General features: G+C 68.0%; 9 protein-coding genes and 2 pseudogenes. 5 read left to right on the top strand and 6 right to left on the bottom strand.

The window, feature by feature from the left end; genetic code table 11:
* Positions 1 to 65 precede the first annotated feature (65 nt).
* Both ACFVFQ_RS34910 and ACFVFQ_RS34905 read right to left on the bottom strand, forming a co-directional pair.
* A complete protein-coding gene (locus ACFVFQ_RS34910) occupies positions 66 to 581 on the bottom strand; it encodes a GNAT family N-acetyltransferase (protein ID WP_383423987.1) in 516 nt (171 codons plus the stop codon).
* A 161-nt stretch (positions 582 to 742) separates the two neighbouring features.
* On the bottom strand, positions 743 to 1,945 hold the full coding sequence (locus tag ACFVFQ_RS34905) for an MFS transporter (RefSeq protein WP_383423985.1): 1,203 nt from the start codon (positions 1,943 to 1,945) through the stop codon (positions 743 to 745).
* Between the two features lie 94 nt (positions 1,946 to 2,039).
* On the opposite strand from ACFVFQ_RS34905, the gene ACFVFQ_RS34900 reads away from it, so the two are divergent.
* The 3 genes and pseudogenes from ACFVFQ_RS34900 to ACFVFQ_RS34890 all read left to right on the top strand — a co-directional run bounded on the left by ACFVFQ_RS34900 (position 2,040) and on the right by ACFVFQ_RS34890 (position 4,736).
* Positions 2,040 to 2,390 (top strand): ArsR/SmtB family transcription factor, encoded by a 351-nt coding sequence (locus ACFVFQ_RS34900; RefSeq protein ID WP_383423983.1) that lies wholly within the window; start codon positions 2,040 to 2,042, stop codon positions 2,388 to 2,390.
* A 316-nt stretch (positions 2,391 to 2,706) separates the two neighbouring features.
* Positions 2,707 to 3,138, top strand: a pseudogene (locus ACFVFQ_RS34895) (aminotransferase class I/II-fold pyridoxal phosphate-dependent enzyme); the annotation flags it as partial.
* 77 nt (positions 3,139 to 3,215) lie between these two features.
* Complete coding sequence (locus tag ACFVFQ_RS34890; protein ID WP_383424045.1) at positions 3,216 to 4,736, top strand: acyltransferase domain-containing protein; 1,521 nt, start codon at positions 3,216 to 3,218, stop codon at positions 4,734 to 4,736.
* Between the two features lie 132 nt (positions 4,737 to 4,868).
* Here the strand turns inward: ACFVFQ_RS34890 and ACFVFQ_RS34885 are convergent.
* Positions 4,869 to 4,940: pseudogene (locus ACFVFQ_RS34885) on the bottom strand.
* A gap of 169 nt (positions 4,941 to 5,109) precedes the next feature.
* Here ACFVFQ_RS34885 and ACFVFQ_RS34880 point away from each other — a divergent pair.
* Both ACFVFQ_RS34880 and ACFVFQ_RS34875 read left to right on the top strand, forming a co-directional pair.
* Positions 5,110 to 5,505 carry a hypothetical protein gene (locus ACFVFQ_RS34880; protein WP_383423980.1) on the top strand — a complete coding sequence of 132 codons (396 nt, stop codon included), beginning with the start codon at positions 5,110 to 5,112 and terminating at the stop codon, positions 5,503 to 5,505.
* Positions 5,445 to 5,945, top strand: a complete 501-nt coding sequence (locus ACFVFQ_RS34875; protein WP_383423978.1) for a hypothetical protein — start codon at positions 5,445 to 5,447, stop codon at positions 5,943 to 5,945. The genes ACFVFQ_RS34880 and ACFVFQ_RS34875 overlap by 61 nt, the downstream gene beginning before the upstream one ends.
* 325 nt (positions 5,946 to 6,270) lie before the next feature.
* Here ACFVFQ_RS34875 and ACFVFQ_RS34870 read toward each other — a convergent pair whose 3' ends face one another.
* The 3 genes from ACFVFQ_RS34870 to ACFVFQ_RS34860 all read right to left on the bottom strand — a co-directional run bounded on the left by ACFVFQ_RS34870 (position 6,271) and on the right by ACFVFQ_RS34860 (position 12,988).
* The gene (locus ACFVFQ_RS34870) at positions 6,271 to 8,490 is read right to left on the bottom strand and encodes a hypothetical protein (protein ID WP_383423977.1); all 2,220 of its coding nucleotides are present in this window, start codon (positions 8,488 to 8,490) and stop codon (positions 6,271 to 6,273) included.
* Positions 8,487 to 9,194 (bottom strand): ABC transporter ATP-binding protein, encoded by a 708-nt coding sequence (locus ACFVFQ_RS34865; RefSeq protein ID WP_383423974.1) that lies wholly within the window; start codon positions 9,192 to 9,194, stop codon positions 8,487 to 8,489. Before ACFVFQ_RS34865 ends, ACFVFQ_RS34870 begins: the two co-directional genes overlap by 4 nt.
* Before the next feature lie 1,760 nt (positions 9,195 to 10,954).
* Positions 10,955 to 12,988, bottom strand: a complete 2,034-nt coding sequence (locus ACFVFQ_RS34860) for a UvrD-helicase domain-containing protein (protein ID WP_383423971.1) — start codon at positions 12,986 to 12,988, stop codon at positions 10,955 to 10,957.
* Positions 12,989 to 13,776: the final 788 nt, after the last annotated feature.

The following is a 13,776-nucleotide window of genomic DNA, read 5'->3' as shown; positions in this document are numbered from 1 at the left end:
CGCAGTGGATCTGTGGGGGTGGGGTGTGGGTGTGGGTGTGGGGCTGGTTGCCGGGGTGACGGGGGTCAGAGCGACCGCGGCCCGGTGGCTTCGGCGGATCCGCCGAGCTGCTTGAAGAGCAGGTCCTCGCCGGACGGTTGGAATCCGAGGCGGTAGTAGAGGCCGGTACCCGAGGGCGTGGTCTGGAGTACGGCCTCGGGTACGCCCGCCCCGCTCAGCCAGTCCAGGACGTGCGTGACGACGGCCTTGCCCAGGCCCTCGCCGCGCCGGACGGGATCGACCACCACCGTCTGGACCCAGCCGACCTTGCCGTCGGGGTACGCATGGGTCGGCGCGCGATGGTCGATGACGGCGATGGCACAGGCGCTGAGGCACTGCGGCGAACCGATGGTCCCGACGTAGATCTGCTCCGAGGATTCCAGGTGGGTGTGCAGCCAGTCCCGGTAGCGCTCCCGCCAGACGCGGCCGGCCGCGGGGTCGGGCGATACGTAGTGCCCCGTTCCGGTATCCAGAAGAAAGCCGCGCAGCCTGATCAGTTCGTCGATGTCGGCAAGGGTGGCGGGCCGTGGATCGGTATTCATGGTGGGAGACCGTAAGGGGTTTCCGAGACGGACGGAAATACCGATTCGAGAACCCCTATACGCATTCCGAATAGATAGGAAAACTCACCGCAGCCCCGAATGCTTTTCTCGCATTCGGGGCTGCGGTCGACTTTTCGAAAAGGCCCGGCCGGACCGTGGGACTACGCGGAGACCTTCTCCTCGACGCCCGCGGCGACCGGCGCCACACCCTGGGCCGCCATCGAGCGCCGCCGGCCCCACCGGACCAGCGTCAGATGCAGCACCAGGGCGAGCAGGGCGACCCCCGCCGTGCAGTACGGCAGCCCGGACGGGGACACACCGGAGGCCAGGACGAGACCGCCGAGCGCGGAGCCCGCGGCGCTGCCCAGGTAGACGGCGGAGCTGTTCAGCGAGACGGCGACGGAGCTGTGCTCCGGCTCGGCCGCGATCAACTCGTGCTGCTGGGGCACCTGGAGGGCCCAGCCGGAGGCACCCCAGACGATCAGCGGCAGGATCAGGCCCCAGTGGGTCGAGGCGACGCCGGGCAGCACGGCCTCGGAGAGGACCAGCAGGACGAAGATGACGGTGGCGATGCCGTACGCCTTCTTGGTCCGGTCCACCAGCGGGCCCACGCACAGGCTGCCCACCACGCCACCGATCCCCCAGGCCCACAGGTACCCGGTCGGGTCCGACAGGCCGGCGGAGTCGGAGAGGAAGGAGGCCAGGTACGTGTACAGGCCCAGGCTCGCGATGCCGGCGAGGAAGGAGACCAGCGCGATGGGCGCGACCCGGCGGTTGGTCAGCACGCCGATGCGCTCCTTGAGCGCCGGCGGGGGCGAGGCCGGGAGCTTGGGCAGCATGGTGGCCGCGCCGAGCAGGGCGATGAAGCCCAGCGCGGTGACCAGCCAGAGGGTGCCGCGCCAGCTGATGTGGTGGGCGAGCACCACGCCGACCGGGACGCCGACGACGGTGCCGATGCTCATGCCGCCCATGACGATCGCCAGCCCCCGGCCCCGGCGCTCGGCCGGCGAGAGGGAGGCGGCGGTGGCCGCGGCGAGCGGGGAGTAGATGCCCGCGCCGATGCCCGCGATGGCGCGCGCGAGGAGCAGCATCGTCAGCGAAGTCGACAGCGCGGAGAGCGCGTTGGCGAGCGTGAAGACGGTCAGCGCCAGGGAGAGGATCACGCGAGCGGGCCGCCCGGCGAGCACGGTGGCGAAAACGGGGGCCGCGAGGGCGTAGCAGAGCGTGAAGACGGTGACCATCTGGCCCGCGGCCGAGGCCGAGACATGAAGGTCACCGGCGACGACCGGCAGCAGACCGGCCATGACGTAGGCGTCCAGCCCGAGGGCGAACGAACCCAGGGCCAGCAGCAGGATGCGACGCATGCGCCGTCGACTCCTCTCAATCATTCGAAGTTCGAGAACATTGAACATAGCAGGTAGGGGGCGCACCGGCGACCGAGTGTGCGATCCTGACGAGGTGCGCAGATACCGACACCCCGCGACGGAGGACATCAGGCTCGCCGACGTGCTGCACGCGCTCGGCGACGACACACGGCTCGGCATGGTCGCCCGGCTGATGGACGGACGGGAGTACACCTCAGGGGAGTTGAGCGGCGAGACCCCCAAGTCGACGGCATCGCACCACACCAAGACCCTCCGGGAGGCGGGGGTGACCCGCACCCGCTCGGAGAGCACCCGCTGCTGGATCTCGCTCCGCCGGGACGACCTGGACGGCCGCTATCCGGGGCTGTTGCAGACCCTGGTCGACAGCTTCCGCGCCGAGCGGGCGCTCGCCGGCGACGCCGACGAGGCCGCACCCGGGCACTGAGCCGAGCAACGCAGCCTTTCGGTCCCTTCGATGTCCGTCCACGGTCCAGGACACTAATGATCCGGCGGACGCGACAGAAATACCGAGGCGCACCATCCATACGCCGACGACATAAGTCGCCGACGCACGACCTCCGACACCGCCGCAGGCGCCCAAGACATGCCCCTTCCGTATAGGCGGAAGGGGCATGACATTTCACAGCGGCCGGCGCCGCGGATACGTTCTTGGCAGCGGAACGGATTCCCGTCCGCCGTTACTGACTTTCCCTTGAGGCGACCGCCTGCTCCGTTACGTGGAGCGCGGCATTCCCTTGTTCATGCGCTCGCATGTTCCTGTGTTCCTGGAGGAATCGTTGTTCGACTATCACGGGTTCTTTTCCGCCGAGATCGACGGTCTCAAGGCCCGCGGCGGCTACCGGACCTTCCTGGACGTCCAGCGCGAGGCCGGCAGCTTCCCCAGCGCCCTGCGCCACGACACCGACGCCGACAGCCGGATCAACGTCTGGTGCAGCAACGACTACCTGGGCATGGGCCAGCACCCGCTGGTCCTGGAGGCGATGCACCGGGCGATCGACGAGACCGGTGCCGGCAGCGGCGGCTCCCGCAACATCTCGGGCAACAACCACTACCACGTGCTGCTGGAACAGGAGTTGGCCGCGCTGCACGGCACCGAAGCCGCCCTGATCTTCCCCTCCGGCTACGCGGCCAACGACGCCGCGCTGACCAGGGCACTCAGGGCACGCCAACCGGCGGCACCGATGGGGCCGATGGCACCGGCGGCCCCGTACTCCTCTTCCCCGGACAGGGCGGCTTCGACGGACCGGCGCTGCGCCGGACCCACCACGGGTACTCCCAAGTCCGCGCCGTATTCGACGAGATCGACGCCGTCACCGAGGAGCTCTCCGCACGCCGCCTCTCCGATCTGCTGCTCGACGACGAACCCGCCGACCCCGCACGCCTGGCCGCCGACGAGCCCTGGGTGACCCAACTAGCCGTCTACGGCTCGGGGTTGGCCGCGCACCGGATCCTGGCCGACCACGGGCTGCGCCCCGGCGTGCTCATGGGACACGGCCTCGGCGAGATCACCGCCCTGGTGGCCGCGGGCGGCTACTCCGTCGGGGACGGCGCGCGGATCGTGATCCACCGCAGCGACCTGCTCCGCGACCGGGACGCCGCCAGCGGCGCAACGCTCACGCTCTCCATCTCCCCGGACCGCGCGGCCCACCTCGTGGGCCTGGTGGACCATCCGCTGCTGTCCGTCGCCTCGGAGAACCACGACGCGCGGACCGTGCTCAGCGGGCCGCGCGAGGCGATCGACCAGGTCAAGGCGGTGGCCGACCGACTGGGCATCCGCTACGCCGAACTCGCCGCGCCGCACACCCCCTCGCCCGCAACGATGGCGCCCCGCTTCGCGGCGGCCGTCCGCGACCTGCCCCAACACCCACTGACGGCGCCCGTCCACTCCCCCCTCCTCGGACGCCGCTACGGACCCACGGAGCCCCTACCCGACCTACTGGCCAACCACCTCACCCACCCAACAACCCCCTCCCAGAACCCCACCGGGAACCTCACCGACCCGCCCCTCACCAAGAGCTTCTCCGACGCGGTACGGACCCTGCACGGGCACGGCGAGCGGACCTTCGTCGAAACCGGCGGAGGCGCCACCCTCTCCTGCCTGGTGCACCGGACGTTGAGCGAGGAGGGCGCGGACCACTCCGTCACCGTGCTGCCCACCCTCTACACCGGACACGGCGACGAACTACGGCTGCCCGACACGCTGACCGCGCTCAGGGAGGCCGGGCTGGCGGTGGGCGACTGCCTCCAGCCGCTACGGGCGCGGCTGGCCCCCGAGCTGACGGAGCGGGAGTTCGCCGCCTTCTGGGCGGCGGCGGGTCGCGATGTCGTCCAACTGGTGAGCCGGCGGGTGACGGCGTTCCGCGACGCATCCGGCGCCGCCGGGACCGCCGGATCGCCGAAGCCGTCGGCCGCATCGGGCCCCGCGCCCGCCGGATCGGCACCCACGCTCACCGCCGTGCCGGACCGCGGGGAGCTGATGACGACGGTCCGGGCGCTCTACGCCCGCACCCTGTCCCTCCCCGAGGGCCTGATCACCCCATACGCCCTACTGGGCGCCGAGTTGGGCATCTGCGAGGCCGAGCAGTCCGACCTGCTCTCCCGCGCCCTGCTCCACTACGGCCTGCCCGAACTCGACGGTGCCACACCCACCACCCCCCAAACCCTCAACAAGGTCGTAGACCTCATCACAACCCTCCTCCACTCCCACCACCCCCACCCCACGACACCCACCCGCCCCCTCTCCACGGGACTCCCCAACGAGACTTCTTGACGCAACAACTCACGCCCAAGGAGGCCAAACCGAATAACCACCGACCTACCCGGCCGCCCTCCGATGACGGGGCCGGATGGTGACTGCCAACGACGAAGGTCCCCTCCTCGGATGAGGAAGGGACCTTGTCGGTGGAGCGCCCGGCAGGCCTTGCACCTGCATCTCCCACCGGTTGGTGGACGTCTTTCCTTGGACCACAGACGCACGCCCCCAACCCGCTGTCCGCGGGCCGAAGTTGCACCATGATCATATCGCATCGAGGCGGCTGCTCCGTCCACCCAGCTTCCGGCCGGGCGTCTACGACGCACAGGCCCAGCAGGCTGACGTTCCTGACGGCAAGAGGCACCGAAGGCCGCCACGGGGCATCACGCGGATGACCACCGTGGCTCTCCCCTCTCCGCCCCCGGCCGCGCAGGGCGTGAGCCGGTCATCTGAGGGCATCGGCGCGGCCCTCGAACGACGTGTCGACGTGCGGCTCGTCAAGCGCACCAGCCGGCGCGTGGAACTGGCCCGGCTCGGCGCACAGTTCGTCGACGAGGTACGCCCGACCTACGAGTCCTTGCTCACCGTGTTCTCCCAAGCCCGCGAGCGGGCCGGCCGCGGAACCCTGTGCCAGTTGCGCATCGGCTTCCACGGCAGCATCTACGAGGAAGTCACCGAGGCGTTCCGTCGACTTCGGCCCCTCCGCTGGGCTCCCCGTCCTCGGCCGTGCTCGACATCAAGCTCGATACCGCCGTGGTCGAACTCCCGATGCAGGAGGCCGAATTGACCATCGGTTTCCGCTTCCCACCGCAGGACCGGCTCCTCGCCGTCGCCTCGTCCCACCCGCTGGCCGACTCCGACCGCGTGCACGTCGAGGCGCTGGCCGGCCTGGACATCCTCCTCCCGACCGGGGACGCCCCCGACTACTGGATGGTCGCCCGCGTACCGCGCGCCACGCCCGCCGGCGCCCCCATCCGCTCCACCAAGAGCATCACCAGCGCCCAAGGGGGCCTCGCACTCGTGGCCACCGACGACCACACCATGCTGGTCTGCCGCCCCCTGCCCGAGCGCGCCAACCGCAGTGACGTGCGCTACCTCCCGTTCGCAGCTGGGCCTAATCTGGCGCACCGACCGCGCGAACCCCCAACTGGCCACGCTCACCCAGCTCCTCCACGAGGAGGTCCCCCGAGCGACGACCGACCGGCCCGCAACCGCACGCACGGATAGCACGTCATCGACGCGACTCTCCATGGTGCGCAACCGGAGTTCGATCGGGAGCAGCGCTACGAAGGCCAGAGCGAGAACTGCGTCCAGGTCCGCGGGGCCACGCCAGGTGCGCCGACGACGCCTTCAACGCCGCACATACGAAGCCCTGTTGGACAACTGAGACGGAGACTGGCGGTGGACCGGAGCACGAGACCTCACGCTGCCAGGGCGGAGTTCCTGGTGAGCCGGGGGATTCGGCCTGCCGCACTGGCGCGGGACCTGGTGACAGCCACTCTTGTCCTGCCTGGATGCGGTTGCCATCCGTTGGTCCCGCGACAGCGGTGCGTCATTCCCCGTAAGGGCGCCATTCGCGCGATTGCCGGACGGCGGCTCGCGCTCCCCACCACCAGGTGAAGAGGGCGAGGACGGCAAGAGCGCCTGCCGTGGTGGCGAGGACGCCGTTCGACAACTCGATGCCGTCGGCCGGGGTTTCTTGTGGTGCGGCCAGCCAGCTTGCCGCGATGACGCTGGAGACGATCGAGGCCAACAGCGGTCCGAGGAGCGCCCAGGCGGCGGTGGAGTAGTAGATCTTCCGCTGGCCGGTGAGCACGCTCAGTGGTGCGACCTTGCGGCTGAACCTCAGGAACTCCGCCAGGTTGGCGAGCGCGACTGCCAGGGCGACGATGAGCACGCCTGGCACGCCGAAGAACACTACCCATTTACCGTGCGCGACCGCTTCCCTGGCTCCGACCAGCCACTCCGCTCCCGGGGGATCAGCAATCGCCGCAGCGACCGGGAGTTCGTCCCGCAGCAGCTGCCTGATCCTCTCCTGAGGGAGATCCTGGCCGTTGGCAGAGACGAGGACCAGCCTCTCGGGGGCGGTGGAAGAGTCGTTCGGAAGCGGCGGTGCCTGTTGCACCTCAACGCGGTCGATGACCGGGCTCACCCATCGCAAGGTCTCGGTCAGGCGTTGATCGGCACTACGCGACGTGACGGTCGTGGACTGCGAAGAGCAAGGGAGTTGCAAGGTCCGGAGGGCTTGGCACCGGCCCTGGATACGGGCGGGCACCGAGGCATCGGGATTCTTCGGGCGGTATACGGCGAACATTTCCGTCCCGGCCGGAAGATGTCCGAGTACGTCCTTCAGGCGCTTACGTGGTACGTCACCCGTGACGTTCACCAGCAGCACGCTGTGGCCGACGCGGTCCGCCGTGGCTTGGGCTGCCTTCGCGTTCTCCCCGAACTGGGCGTTCTTGAGCTGCACTTGGCTGACCAGGACCAGGGCGATGCTGACCCCGGCAACCAAGCGTGCCACCACACCGGGGTGCGCCGCGGTATGGCGGCCAGAGATCAGGGCACCGGCGTCGCCCGTGCGGCGCGACCAGCGGGCCAGCGAAGGCCCAAGAGCTGCGGCTCCCACCGCGACAGCGCACGGCAGCGTCGCCATGACCGCCACAACGCCGGCGTTGTAGAGCTTCATCCGCAGGTCGGCGTAGTGCGAGGGGTCAAGTTGCGCCGGCCCCCAGACAGTGGCGAAGAGCAGGATCGGGCAGGCAACGGCCGCCCAATGCAACGCGCGGGTCTTGCCGGCCGACAGCCTCGTCGAACGAGACCTGCGGCGCGCTGCGGGGCGGTGCACCAGGCACACCAGGAGCAGCACTCCGATGGCGGCCGCGAGGCCGGAGGCGGCAACGGCTCCCCACCACTGACGCAGATCCGAGGACGACAACCAGTAGTTGATCCACGGCAGCCGTACATCCCCGATGGCCTGCACGGCCAGCGCCGGCAGTGTCCCTAGAACAGCACCCGACACCACGGGGACGGCAGCTTCACCAAGATTGAGCAGAGCGCGATGGCGCCAGCCTCCACCGAGCGCACTCACCAGAGCCGTGCGCTTGTCCCGCCCGGCGGAACCCATGCGCACCGCGACAATCACGAGTACAGCGGCAGGCAGCAGGAGCAGGTAGAGGGCAGTCAGGAATTTGCCACGATCGGCGATGAACCGCACATCACCGGTCGGCATGCCTCCGGAGCCGAAGCCGACGATGGGAAAGGCCCGTTGCTTGTCGAGTTGCCGGTCTGTGGGGTTGACGTAGGCGTATCGCTCGCCGGGGCTCGCCAGGCCCTCGTTGCGGATGATGCCGGCGACCGTGCCGTACCTGTCTGGTGCGCCTTCTTCCTGGAGCAGGCGCTTGAGTTCGGGGGACAGCAGCGCCTGGCCCGGCGCGGGCCAATGGTCGACGCCGGGAGGCAGCGGCGCGTGCCCGGAAAGCGGGCGCGCGTAGACCAGGCTGAACTGTCTGCCTCCGATCTCGTCAAAGGTCGGCTTCGCCAGGGCCGCAACCGGCCGGTCCGGATGGGCGTCGTGGAACTGAACGCTGCGGGCGTTCGTCCGCTGCTCAATTCCGTCGTACGCGGCGTAGGTTGCCACCACCGACGTCAGTCCGAGTGCCACGACGGCCGTGGCGAGCAGAAGCGCCACCGCACGCGCACGGCCGCCGCCGACTCGCTTTCCGGCCGCTCGTCCCATGCGCAGCAGTTGCCAGGAAAGGGAGTTGTGCTTCACGAATGCTCTCCCGCCGTCCGCGGCGCGAGTGCGGCACCGGTGAGTTCCAGGCAACGGTCGGCGCGTTCCGCGACTTCGACGTCGTGGGTTACCACCACCAGCGCACAACCCCAGCGTCGTGGAACGTCGAACAGCAGCCCCGAGACGGCATCCCTGGTGGCACGGTCGAGTGCGCCGGTCGGTTCGTCCGCCAACAGAATCTTGGGCTGGTTGATCAGCGCGCGGGCCACTGCGGTCCGCTGTCGCTCCCCACCCGAAAGCTGACCGGTCGGCACGCCATCGAAGGGAACGCCCAGGTCGCGCAGGAGACCCTCCGCACGCTCGTAGGCTTCTCCGGTCGGCGCTCCGCCCAACAAAGCCGCCAAGGCGACGTTTTCCACGGGTGTCAACTCCGGCAGCAACTCGCCGAATTGGAAGACAACCCCCATGTGACGGCTGCGATGACGCTCCAGAGCACGCTGCCGCATCCGAACAACATCCCGGCCGGCCACTTCAACTCGCCCCTGAGACGGTCGAATCAGCCCCAATATGCAGCCGAGCAGTGTGCTCTTGCCACTGCCGCTGGGGCCGACCACTGCGGCCGACTCCCCCGCTCCAACCTGAAGGTCCAACCCGGCCAGCAGCACACGATCAGCTATCGCATAGTGAAGCCCGCTGATATTGAGTACGCACTCGCCGGCCCGTTCACCGTTGTGTTGCCCCACTGGTTCCTCTCTCACATCCACTCACAACACCGACAGGGTGGGAGGCACACACCGCCATTCCCACCCTGCCAATACGCCTTCTCTCACCGCGCGGCCCGCCGGCCAGGCCGCGCACGGTGAGGATCAGCCGCGGATTTCCCAGCGGCTGCACTGGTCGTCGTTGTCCGGCACCCAGTTGCAGGTCCGCAGGTCTGTCACCGCGTGAGCCTTCGTAGGGGACTTATGGATCATCACCGCGACCTGGGTGTCGTTCCTGTGCCTCCATGACCCCGCCCTGGAGGACGGCGAGTGGCTCTCGTATGCGGCAAAGGCCGGCGAGGCCCTCATCAGCGCCGCACCTGCCACGGCTAGCCCAACGATCGTCTTCTCCATCCCTGGCGGATCCTCCCCTCGCATGGGCATGAGCTCGGCGTCATGCCCCTTGATCGCGCCACAAGGTATGAATCATGATATTTCACATGCAAGACGAAAAAAGAATGCATGCCCGAAACGGCCTGACCGGTACGTCACCAAAAACGCCAAGGAATCCGAAACACGGGGCAGTTGACCGTGTTGCACCAGAAGACAGAACAGTGATCGTTGTCTGATTTTAGACGTTCTCCCTGGTCGAGACGCCGCTCCCGGGAGCTTGTCGTGGGCGTGGCATCCGCAATGGGCCTCAGCGCCCCGGAAGCCGCGCACCACAGTGCAGCCGTGGCGGCTCTACGAACCTTCTTGCACCGCGCCAACTCGGCCTCAAAGCGGGCCAGCTCTTCCGGTGCAGCCGGCTCGCCAGGACTCCCCTTCATCCCGCCCTCCATCTCGACTCCGCACGCCCCCTGGATTTGCCCCCCCCTGGCGGCTTTGCCGGACTCAACGCCCTTTTCACTGGACGTGGCTACGGAATGAATAGTCGCGAATTCAGAGAATCCATCGGAAGCAGCTTCGAACTAGGCCCGCTTCCCTTCAATCGACCCAAATAGATTGAAGCTTTGGCCGACTTCGGGAAGTCACGAAGGGCACCGAGATCGGCGCAATAATCACGGGGTTCGCGCACGATCTCACATCGCCGGTCACAGGCTTGTTCGGGCTGCAGGTCGCTCGAACCAGACAGGCATGCCGCAAAGAACGCCCCAGGCTGACAGCGGGACACCCCCACTGTCAGCCTGGGCACACCTCCGAAAGGATCGGACGTACTAGCTCGCCTCCCCTTCCCCTACTTGCTTCTCATGGCAGCTTTTGCCACTTTCACCTTCTGCTTCGCCATAGATAAGTACGTGAAGATGCGCAAGGCGACGGCACTGCGCTTCACAGTTTCCGTTGGATGCTGTATCGGCTTGATCATAGTGGGCCGCATGCAATATCAGCACTGGAGCGCCGAGCACATGCTAGTCCTTTATTCATTCGTATGGACGGCCTCACGATTGGTCTACTCCCTTACAGGAAGCCATATCTCAAATACCTTGACGAGCAGCGCAGAGGGATCAAGCGGGAAAGTTACGAATTCTCCAAATGGTGCCCGATGGTCACAGTTGCTTCGGTCATCACCGCTGGCCTCTTGGGGATCACCCTTCTTAGGTGACTGCCCAGTATCCCGCCGCACACCACCGGCACGGCCCCGCCCGCCACGGGACCGCACGGCCGCTGCGGCGAACCTAGACTGCACGGTGAGCCAGGTAGGACCGCGCGCGGAGGCCCAGCACACCTTCGAAGCTCGCCCTCTGATGCGGCGCGTACTCCGACAGAACGGAGCCCGGGCGCGTACCGCGCTGGCCCCGCCCCTACCCGGTGACGCTACCGAGCCAGAGCAGGTCGCGAGCCCGGGTCATGGCCACGAAGAGCTGGCTGCGCAGCAGTTGCTCGCGTTCCTGAGCCGTCTCTGGCGTTTTCGTGCCGTCGGCGGCGTCAGCCACCGTCTCGCGTGGGAGCTTCGTGTCGTGCTGAGGCAGGAAGACGTTCTTGAACTCCAGGCCCTTGGCCCTGCGGTAGGTGCCTAGCTTGACCGCGTCGACGGCGTGGCCGTCGTAGTGCTCCAACAGGCATACCGGAATGGCCGCTTGGGTGAGCAGGCGCTGGTAGTGGCCGATGGCCCGCATAGAGGGGCACAGGACCGCGGTGTCGGCGCGCGCACCGTCGGGCAGGGCCCGCACGGCGTCCAGGAGTTCCTTGTCGTGAGCGTCCACCGTGGGCCTGGCGACCCGGGCCACGTGCCCATCGTGGTAAGTGAGGTCGACGTCGCGACGGCCTGGCGTGGTCAGGCCGTCAAGGTCCTCGAACGCGTCGTCGGCCACGACGGTGAGGGCGGTGTCCAGGATCTGCTTGCTGTTGCGGTAGTTGGTGCGCAAGACCTGTCCGCGATCGCCGCGGATGTCGATGCCCGCATCGGAGAGCCGGAAGCCGCCTGGGTACACGGCCTGCTGGCCGTCGCCGACAAGCAGCAGGCCGTTGGGCGCGTCGCCAACGAGCGCGTGCAGCAGGCGTACTCCGACAAGGGTGAGGTCCTGCACCTCATCGACGATGACGGCCTCGTACAAAGGCCGGTCACGATGGCGTGTTGCTTCGGTGAGGGCGAGCGAGAGGACGTCATTGAAGTCATGCACACCACGCTCGCCGCGCAACGATTCGTATGCCTCGTACAGCTCCCACACGGCTTGCCGGTGGGCCCGGCGCAGGATGGCCTTCCGCCGTCGCCTGGGGACGGCCGCGTACTCCTCGAACGTAGTGAGGCCACGCCCCTTGATGACGTAGTCGATCTCCTCACGCCAGTAGGCCGGTGCCGGATCGATCTCGACCAGACGGCTCTCGCGCCCAACGTGCTTCCAGGCGAGGCTGAAGGCCGTTTCCGCCTTGTCACCGTGCAGCCTCACCGGGACGCCGCGCTCCTGCAAGAACTCCTGCGCCCAGGAGTGCAGGCTGCTAAAGGTCACCCGGTCAGCGACGGCCGGAGCCATGGTCTTGAGAAACGTACTCTGCACGCGGGGCAGGTTGTTGGCGAAGGTGACGTACAGGATGCGGCCGGTCGTGCGCCTGGCCAGGTAGGCGGCGCGGTGCAGGGCAACCACTGTCTTACCGGTACCTGCCGGACCGCTGACGCGTGCCGGGCCCGACCAGTTGCGTCGCACCAGCGCGACCTGGTCGGGGTGCAGGAAGGTCATCCACTGCTCGATCGGCGCCCGCATCCCCTCCTCCAAGGCGGCGTCGCGCAACCCTTGCAGGTCGAACAGCCCATCAGAGGCATCGTGTTGGGGTCGCTGCGACGCCGGCAGCACCTGCTGGGTGACCGTCGCCCCTTCGTAGTCCGGGAAGACCCGCTCCAGATGATCGGCGATGGCGCGGACCGACTCCGGCCGTAGCCTGAGCCGCTGTGACAGCAGTGAGGGACCGGTTTCCTGCTCACCCAGGAGTCGTATCCTGCCAAGGTCGGCATCGATGCGCTGCCCTGCGAACACCATCAGGGGCTGGACTGCCACGGGGGACATACCAAGGGATGCCACCGCGCCCTCGACAGCCTTCGTGACAGCAAGCAGCTTGACTGCCTGGTCGTCCCGCGGCTCGCCTCCGGCGCACAGTTTTCCGTCCGCGACCTCTGGGGCAGAGCGCCAGTTCTTTACGTCTATGACGAAGACACCGCCGGGTCCCACCAGCAACATGTCCGCGTTCGATGTGCGAGTTCCTGGCCAGCGCCGGTCCACGAGCAGTCGCCATCCGCGCGCGGTCAGCACGAGCAGCTGGGCGACAACGCCTCGCTCGCCCTCACTTGCCGCTTCCCACTGGCGAGCCTGCTGACAGGCCGCCCGCCACTGCTCTCGCAGCACCCGCTCCTGCCGCCGCGCCTCCTGCGCCCGTCGCGACGCCGATCCCCCTGCCGCCATGTCCAGCCCCCCGCCGTCATACGCGAAGTGACGATCGTAGGACGGTCAGCGGCGGGAGCGACAGAGCGCATACCAGCCCCACAGATGCCTGCTACACACTCACCGACCGTGCCACGAGCTCTCTGCGACAGCATGCTCTGGCATACGCGCTTTCCGCCTCGATGAAGTGATCAAGGCAAGCAACTGTGCGCTGTTGAGAAACGCGAGTACGATGACACCGGCGTCGACGCCGCGAACTCACCGGGGCCGGGCCGAGCCCCGACGGACCTGGGGAGCTCGTGCCCAAACACCGAGAGGCGACCGCCTACTTGGCAGATACTCGCGGGCGGCCCGCTCTTCGACGTACACCGGGAGATGTCGTTCCGGGCCCTGGCGGGCGGGACGATGCCGCTTGCGCACACGAAGATTTGGGCGGGCCAGATGACGCAGCGCTCGCTCCTCGCCACGGCCGAAATCAACCGCCCGAACGACCGAAGAGAGGCGGGACACACCCCGCCGGACGACGTGCTGCACACACCCCGGCCGCATGGACCGCCCGCCGGATCGCCCGCAGTCGCGCGGGCTCCCTCCCGGACCCGCCCGAGCACGACACGGGCGGGCGCCCGATCGCCATCTGGCACCGACTGCAGCTTACTTAGCTTGTTTTTTGAGTCCCAGTCTCGAACGTGTCTCGAACTTGATCAGCGTTTTCGCAGTTCAGCGGACATGAGGGCGGCCTTCGTCTGATCCTT

The sequence above is a fragment of the Streptomyces sp. NPDC057743 genome (assembly GCF_042798755.1).
Taxonomy (GTDB): domain Bacteria; phylum Actinomycetota; class Actinomycetes; order Streptomycetales; family Streptomycetaceae; genus Streptomyces.
This window is presented reverse-complemented; position numbering and strand designations above follow the sequence as displayed.